General features: G+C 74.7%; 4 protein-coding genes. 1 reads left to right on the plus strand and 3 read right to left on the minus strand.

What is annotated here, in order from left to right; all coding sequences use genetic code 11:
- Positions 1 to 386: 386 nt before the first annotated feature.
- On the plus strand, positions 387 to 1,193 hold the full coding sequence (locus ACIA6T_RS29680) for an SGNH/GDSL hydrolase family protein (protein ID WP_399449574.1): 807 nt from the start codon (positions 387 to 389) through the stop codon (positions 1,191 to 1,193).
- Positions 1,194 to 1,217: 24 nt separating this feature from the next.
- Here the strand turns inward: ACIA6T_RS29680 and ACIA6T_RS29685 are convergent, their stop codons facing one another.
- From ACIA6T_RS29685 to ACIA6T_RS29695, 3 genes are read right to left on the minus strand one after another with little or no spacing between them, the layout of a single operon-like run.
- Positions 1,218 to 2,879, minus strand: coding sequence for a serine/threonine-protein kinase (locus tag ACIA6T_RS29685; protein WP_399449575.1), 1,662 nt, complete (start codon positions 2,877 to 2,879; stop codon positions 1,218 to 1,220).
- A gap of 9 nt (positions 2,880 to 2,888) precedes the next feature.
- On the minus strand, positions 2,889 to 4,355 hold the full coding sequence (locus ACIA6T_RS29690; RefSeq protein ID WP_399449576.1) for a sulfite exporter TauE/SafE family protein: 1,467 nt from the start codon (positions 4,353 to 4,355) through the stop codon (positions 2,889 to 2,891).
- On the minus strand, positions 4,352 to 5,770 hold the full coding sequence (locus ACIA6T_RS29695) for a tetratricopeptide repeat protein (protein ID WP_399449610.1): 1,419 nt from the start codon (positions 5,768 to 5,770) through the stop codon (positions 4,352 to 4,354). Before ACIA6T_RS29695 ends, ACIA6T_RS29690 begins: the two co-directional genes overlap by 4 nt.
- Between the last annotated feature and the right edge of the window lie 230 nt (positions 5,771 to 6,000).

Consider the following 6,000-nt stretch of genomic DNA (forward strand, 5'->3'; position numbering starts at 1 on the left):
ACCGCGCCCCGCGCCGGTTCGTCGCGGTCCTGAGCCCTCCCCTGGAGCCGCGTACTGACGGACCGATGCGGGTGAGATGTATGACGGTATTGACGATTGAACCCGAATGGCAAGACCTGGAACGGCAGATCACGTTTTCGTCGATTTGGCCGTTACGTAAGCCTCTTGCCGGGATGTGCGTTTCCGCATGGCCGACTTTGCCCCCCGAAGCGTCGGATGCCGGGCTTCAATGTGGCGTACCCCGTAGGGGCCGTCAAGGGCGTAAAAGTCCTTACGGCCGGTTTTGGTCCAGGATCGAACAGTAACAGTCTTGGCATGAACACTTCCGGTCAACACGCGTAGTTGGTACCACGGTTGCGGCAGAGATCCTGCTAATGGGAGGTTCCATGAGACGTTCCAGACTCGCCCTCTTCGTGGGCTCGCTCCTCCTCGCCGCCACCACCGCCCTCACCGGGGCCGCGACGGCCCAGGCGTCCCAACAGGCCGCGGCGGGCGGTTATGTGGCGCTCGGCGACTCCTACGCCTCCGGCGTCGGAGCCGGCAGCTACATCTCCTCCAGCGGCGACTGCAAGCGCAGCGCGAAGGCCCACCCCTACCTCTGGGCGGCCGCCAACTCCCCCTCGTCCTTCGACTTCACGGCCTGCTCGGGCGCCCGAACGGGTGATGTCCTCTCCGGGCAGCTCGGCCCGCTCTCCACCTCGACCGGCCTGGTCTCGATCAGTGTCGGCGGCAACGACGCCGGTTTCTCCGACGTCATGACGACCTGTGTGCTCCAGTCCGACAGCTCCTGCCTCTCGCGGATCGCCACCGCGAAGGCGTACGTCGACTCGACGCTGCCCGGCAGGCTCGACAGCGTCTACTCGGCGATCCGCGACCGGGCCCCCAACGCCGAAGTCGTGGTGATCGGCTACCCCCGGTTCTACAAGCTCGGCACCTCCTGCATCGGTCTCTCCGAGACCAAGCGGAAGGCGATCAACGACGCCGCCGACCACCTCGACAACGCCATCGCCCAGCGCGCCGGTGCCCACGGCTTCACCTTCGGCGACGTACGCCCCACCTTCACCGGCCACGAGATCTGCTCCGGCAGTTCCTGGCTGCACAGCGTGGACTGGCTCAACATCGGCAACTCGTACCACCCGACGGCCGCCGGACAGTCCGGCGGCTATCTGCCGGTGCTCGACGCCGTGGCCTGACCCGTCGGCGTCCTTCGGTACCCGTCAGTAACCGTCGTCCGAACCGGAAGGCGAAGCGGAGGCCCCGCCCGTCGGGGTCTCCGCCTCGCACGTCACCGAGAACGGCACCGTCTCGGAGACCGTCCGCACCGGCTCCCGGACCTCCACACCGATCCCGCTCCGATACGTCCCGGTCCCCGAGTACGTCGTCACGACCACCGTGTCCTGCTTCGTACGCCCGTCCCCCTCGGGGAACGACAGCTTCCGCCAGCCCGGATCGTCCACCGAGCCGTCCTCGGCCACCCAGCGGTAGGAGACCTCGGCCGGCAACCGCCCCACCGTGAACGTCGCCGTGAACGCGGGCGCCGACTCGTGCGCCGGCGGACAGCTCCCGGAGTACTCCGTGTGCGCGCCGGTCACCGTCACCGACACCGTCTGCGGCGGGGGAGTGGACTTCTCCTCCTCCTTCTCCTCCTCTTCGCTCGCGGTGGGGGACGGCGTCGGACCGTCCGTCGTCGGCGTCCCGCCGTCGTCCTCGTCGTCACCGGTGTGCGCGGGCGAACTCGCCCGGCCCCCGGTGCCCTTGGCGCCGGGGTCGTCGTCCCCGCGGTCCAGCAGCGCGTACGTCAGCCCGGCCAGCGCCAGGGCCAGGACCACCACACCCGCCACCAGGGCGACCGCGGCACGCCGGTCGCGCCCCGGCCGGGTGACCGCGGTGGCCGCCGCCGGCGCTCCCGCGACCGGCACCGGGGGAGCGGGCGAGTGCGCCCCCGGGTGCGGCAGCGCGGCCACCGTCGGGGTGTACGGCGCCGAACGCGCCGTGTCCGCGCGGGGGACGCCCCCCGCCCCGACGAGCCGCAGGTCCTGCTCCGCCCGCTCCGCCGACAGCCGCTCGGCCGGATCCTTCCGCAACAGCCCCTCGACGACCGGGGCGAGCGGACCCGCCCGGCGCGGCGACGGCAGCTCCTCGTCGACGATCGCCCGCAGCGTGCTGAGTGGGGTGTCCTGACGGAAGGGCGAGTGGCCCTCGACCGCCGCGTACAGCAGCACACCGAGCGACCACAGGTCCGACTCGGGCCCCGGCGTACGCCCCAGCGCCCGCTCCGGCGCGAGGAACTCGGGCGAACCGACGACCTCCCCGGTCATGGTCAGGGCGGAACTGCCCTCGACCATGGCGATCCCGAAGTCGGTCAGCACGATCCGCCCGTCGTTCGCGATCAGCACGTTGGCCGGTTTCACGTCCCGGTGCAGCACCCCCGCCCCGTGCGCGGCCCGCAGCGCGGCGAGCACCTCCGCGCCGATGTGCGCGGCCCGCCGGGGAGACAGCGGTCCCTCCGCTTCCAGCACCTCGGCCAGCGACAGACCGCGCACCAGCTCCATGACGATCCACGGGCGGCCGTCCTCGGTGGCCACGTCGTACACCGTCACCACGTTGCGGTCGGTGATCCGGGCCGCCGCCCACGCCTCCCGCTCCAGCCGCGCGTACATCCGCTCCACGTCGGACGCCGGCAGTCCGGCCGGGGCGCGCACCTCCTTGACGGCGACCTCGCGGTGCAGCAGCTCGTCACGGGCCCGCCACACGGTGCCCATGCCGCCCTCGCCCAGCGGTGACAGCAGCCGGTACCGGCCCGCGACCACCCGCTCACTGCCCGGCTCTTCGGACACGGCGCCCCCATTCGCATCCGGGCGAATTCTCCCTTTCCTCATGAAAGTAGCTCAGCCGAGTGCGGATGCCGCCCCCCTGAACACCAATCCGGCCCCCAGAGCCACGACGACGAACGCCGATCCCAGGGGCGCACTCCGGCGCACGAGCGCCGCCCACGGGGCCGCCGTCCAGCGGGGGCGCCGGGCCAGCAGCCTGGTCACACCGCTGCCCGCCCTCACGACCGCGTACCCGGTCGCGGTGAGCGTCAGGGCCAGCCCGACGCCGTACGCGACGACGAGCAGCAGCCCGAACCAGGCCTGGCCGAGCGCGGCGGCGCCGACCAGCACCACGACGGCGGACGGACTGGGCACCAGCCCGCCGGCGAAACCGAGCAGGATCGTGCCGCGCAGGGTGGGGGCGGTGGGATGGGTGTGGGTGCGACCGCCGTGCGTATGGGTGTGCGTGTGCCCGTGCGGGTGCTCGTGGTCATGGTCATGGTGGTGCGTGTGGTTCCGGTGGCGCAGGGCCCGGCGTACGAGGCTCGCGCCGGCCAGGGTGACGAGTGCGCCGCTCGCGATGCCCAGCCAGGCGATCACCGAGGGCGCGGCGGCCGAACCGGCCGTGACCAGCAGGCCCAGGGCGACCACGCCGAGGGTGTGGGTGACGGTGACCGAGGCGGCCATGGGCAGGACGTCCCGTAGCCGGGCCCTGCCCCCGCGCGCCGCCGCCGTCGCGGCCATGAGCGTCTTGCCGTGACCGGGGGCGAGCGCGTGCATCGCGCCGAGCCCGACGGCGATCAGCAGCGCGAGCGCGGCGAAACCCGCGGTCGGGTCGCGCCGGGCGACGAGGCCGTCGAGCGCGCGGGTCCAGCGGTCGGCACCGCGCGGGAGCACGGCGGAGGCGGGCGCGTCGGCCTCCGCCGCCGCCGGGCCGCCCGGACGGATGCGCAGGGCCGCGGTCCCGGTGTCGGCCGGGGAGGAGAGCAGCTTCTCCGGATACCGGGTCAGTTCGCCGGAGAGCGAGGCCGTCGGTACGTCCGAGGCGGTGAGGGTCGTACGGTCGCCCCGCGCGGTGATCTCCCGCCATCCCGGCCCGGACGACGCGCCCGCCCCGCGGAAGCGGAGGCCGACCGTTTCGCCCTCGGGGAGGGGCGCGGTCAGCCGGCACTCCACGCGCAGGGTGTCGAGCCCGGCCTGACCGGGCCGCACGCGCGCGTGGGCGGTGCGCACGGTGAGCGGGACCGCCCGCCCGTCGACGCGCACCCCGCTGTCCCGCGCGGCCGTGGCACAGCGCTGCCGGGCCCAGACGTCCCTGCCCAGCCGTTCGAGGTCCGGCCCGGCCTGGGTGGCCGGGATCTCGGCGAGGTCCTCGACGTGGTGGACGCGCAGTTCACCGGGCGCGGCCACCAGTCCGTCGTAGCGGTTGACGGTGAAGTTGCCGAGGGGGTGCGCGCTCGCCGGGCCGGCCGGGACCAGCGCGAGCGCGCAGGCGGCGGCGAGGACGGCGGCGCCGGCGGCGACGCGGCGGCGGGGGTTCAACGTGCCGCCTCCAGTTCCTTCAGCGCGGCCCGGGCCGCACGGGCGCCGAGCGGGGAGAAGCCGGGGTTCAGCTCCAGCGCGGCGTTGAGGGAGCCGTGAGCGGCGCGGTCGTGCCCGGTGGCCTTCTCGATCATGCCCCGGTGGTAGAGGAAGGCGGCGTTGCGGTAGCCGGTGGCCGTGGCGCGGCGGGCGTACGGAAGGGCCTCCTCGTCGCGGCCGTTGACGTGCAGCGCCCAGGCGAGGGCGTCCGCGGTGTGCACGCTGTGCCGCCGGTCCCACTCCGCGCGGGCCGCGCGCAGCGCCTCACCGGCGTCCCCGTGATCGGCGGCGGCGAGCGCGGTGTCGAGGTCGGCGTCGACCCCGCCGGAGCGGGCCAGCGCGGTCCAGGCGTCGACGAGGGCGTACTGGTCGTGTGCCTTCGCGCGGTCGCCGTCGGTGCCGCGGTCCTCGTACAGCTCGCCGAGCGCGACCAGGGGGCCGGGCAGCGGGGAGCGGACGACGATCTGCTCCAGTGTCTCGACGGCGCCCGCGCGGTCACCGCTCGCGGCCTGCGCGCGGGCCCGGCCCTCCAGTGCGGGGAGGTGGTCGTCGTCGGCGGCGAGCGCCCGCGCGTAGTAGGTGAGGGCCGTCCCGTACTCGCCCTGGTTCCAGGCGAGCTGTCCCAGGGCGGTCGCGACGTACGCCACGTCGGCGGGCGAGGACGCGCTGTCGAGGGCCCGCTGAAGCACCTCCCGCGCGGTGCGCACATCGCCGCGCAGCTCCCGTACGTACGCGTACCGTGTGAACACGGGCACCCCGGGCCGCCTGCGGTCGGCGGTGGCGGCGGCGCCGGCGGCCTCCTCGTACCGGCCGAGCTCGACCAGCGCGTCGATACGGGAGCACAGGGCGCGTTCGCTGTAGGGGTTCTGCTTCAGCGCCCGGTCGGCGTAGGCCAGGGCGCCGGTGAAGTCGTGCCGCGCGGCGGCGAGGGCGGCCTGCCCGGCGAGGGCCTGCTCGTTGCCGGGTTCGAGCGCGAGGGAACGTTCGAGCGCCCGCTCGGCCTGCGGATACCGGGAGGGGTCCCCCTGGGTCCGCGCCTGCTCGACATAGGCGGTCCCGAGAGTGGCCCAGCCACCGAAGTCCCTTGGCTGTGCCCGCAGATGCCCCTGCAACGACCGGATCCCGGCCCCGAGATCACCCCCGCCGAGCACCCCGGCGACGGCCGCCGGCGCGACATCGGCCGTCCCGGCCCGCCCCTCGTCCCGCCCGCCGCCCACCGCGACGCTCCCGGCGGTGATCGCGACGGCCAGCAGGACGGCACACGAGACGACACGCGGCCCCCGTCCACGCCGGGCGGCAGCGGCGAACCGCCGCGGGGCCGCGCCCCGCGCCCCGGCGCGACCCTCACCGGCGGCTGCCGGGTCCCCGCCCGGCACCCGGTGGCCGGGCTCCGCCTCCGGACGGTGACCGGCGCCCGGCGCGTGCTCCGCCCGCGGGTGACGGGCGGTCTCCGTCCCGTCCCCGGCCGACACGCGGTCGGTGGTGTCCGCCCCGCACCCGTTTCCCGTCCCGTGCTCCGCCCGCGGGTGACGGGCGGTCTCCGTCCCGTCCCCGGCCGACACGCGGTCGGTGGTGTCCGCCCCGCACCCGTTTCCCGTCCCGTGCT

Origin of the sequence: Streptomyces sp. NPDC051740 (assembly GCF_044453165.1) — a bacterium.
Lineage (GTDB): Bacteria > Actinomycetota > Actinomycetes > Streptomycetales > Streptomycetaceae > Streptomyces > Streptomyces atrovirens.